The sequence below is a fragment of the Idiomarina sp. UBA4206 genome, assembly GCF_002383015.1.
GTDB lineage: Bacteria > Pseudomonadota > Gammaproteobacteria > Enterobacterales > Alteromonadaceae > Idiomarina > Idiomarina abyssalis.
The window spans coordinates 11,946-13,792 of the sequence record NZ_DFTS01000040.1; the positions used below are offsets into that span (position 1 = coordinate 11,946).

Genomic DNA, 1,847 nt, shown 5'->3' on the forward strand with positions numbered 1-1,847 from the left:
AACCAATTCCGTGTTGGTTTGGTACGTGTAGAACGTGCAGTAAAAGAACGCTTGTCGCTGGGTGATTTAGATAACACCATGCCACAGGATCTTATCAACGCGAAGCCAATTAGTGCCGCGGTTAAAGAGTTCTTTGGCTCAAGCCAGCTGTCGCAATTCATGGACCAAAACAACCCATTGTCAGAAGTGACGCACAAACGTCGTATCTCTGCGTTAGGTCCGGGTGGTTTGACTCGTGAACGTGCAGGCTTCGAAGTTCGTGACGTACACCCAACGCACTATGGTCGTTTGTGCCCAATCGAAACGCCGGAAGGACCGAACATCGGTCTGATTAACTCGCTGTCTACGTTCTCGCGTACCAACGAATATGGCTTTTTAGAAACGCCTTATCGTCGTATAGAGAATGGTGTTGTAACAGACGATGTTAATTACTTGTCGGCTATTGAAGAAGGCAACTATGTTATCGCTCAGGCGAACGTAGGGCTGAACGACAAAGGCGAATTGACAGAAGATTTAGTGCCATGCCGTCATAAAAACGAATTTACGCTGATGAGTAAAGAGCAGGTCCAGTACATGGATGTTGCCCCACAGCAGATCGTTTCTATTGCAGCAAGCATGATTCCGTTCCTGGAACACGATGATGCTAACCGAGCTTTGATGGGCTCGAACATGCAACGTCAGGCTGTACCGACTTTACGCGCTGATAAGCCGTTAGTTGGTACTGGTATCGAACGCACAATCGCAGTTGACTCCGGTGTTACCGTTGTTGCTAAGCGTGGCGGTGTGGTCGACTACGTAGATGCCAGTCGTATCGTTGTTAAGGTTAACGAAGAAGAGATGGTTCCGGGTGAAGCGGGCATCGACATTTATAACCTGACCAAATACACGCGTTCTAACCAGAACACTTGTATTAACCAGAAACCGACTGTGAATCCAGGCGAACCTGTGACTCGCGGTGACGTTTTAGCTGACGGTCCGTCAACTGACTTAGGTGAATTAGCACTGGGTCAGAACATGCGCGTGGCCTTCATGCCTTGGAACGGTTATAACTTCGAGGATTCGATTCTGATTTCTGAGCGCGTAGCGCAAGAAGATCGGATGACAACCATCCATATTCAAGAATTAAACTGTGTCGCTCGTGATACCAAGTTGGGTGCTGAGGAAATTACCTCTGATATACCAAACGTTGGTGAATCTGCATTAGGCAAGCTGGATGAGTCCGGTGTTGTTTATGTCGGTGCAGAAGTTAACGGCGGCGACATTCTGGTTGGTAAAGTAACGCCTAAAGGTGAAACTCAGTTAACGCCTGAAGAGAAGCTTTTGAGAGCAATCTTCGGTGAGAAAGCGTCTGATGTTAAAGACAGCTCACTGCGTGTTCCAAATGGTGTTAACGGTACTGTTATTGACGTGCAAGTATTCACTCGTGACGGCGTAGAAAAAGACAAGCGTGCGGTAGCGATTGAAGAAATGCAGCTGGCTAAGGTTAAGAAAGACCTGACAGAAGAATTTAAGATTCTTGAAGAAGGTATTTACAACCGTGCTCGTAACCTGTTGCTAAGTAATGGCTTTGATGAAGCCAAGCTGGCAAGTGTGGATCGTGCAAGCTGGTTAACTCAAGACTTAGGTAACGAAGACGCTCAGGCTCAACTTGAGCAAATTGCTGAGCAATATCAGCAAATTCGCGATGACTTCGACACTAAGTTTGAGACTAAACGTCGCAAGATCACTCAAGGCGATGATTTAGCGCCGGGTGTTCTGAAAATCGTTAAAGTTTACTTAGCAGTCCGTCGTAGCATTCAGCCTGGTGACAAACTGGCTGGCCGTCACGGTAACAAAGGTGTTATCTC

The 1,847-nt window shown here is 47.2% G+C and carries 1 protein-coding gene; it reads left to right on the plus strand.

Annotation, left to right across the window (positions count from 1 at the left end):
- Positions 1-1,847: DNA-directed RNA polymerase subunit beta (gene rpoB / locus B3180_RS08640; RefSeq protein ID WP_286844037.1), on the plus strand; the 1,847-nt coding region annotated here is incomplete at both ends.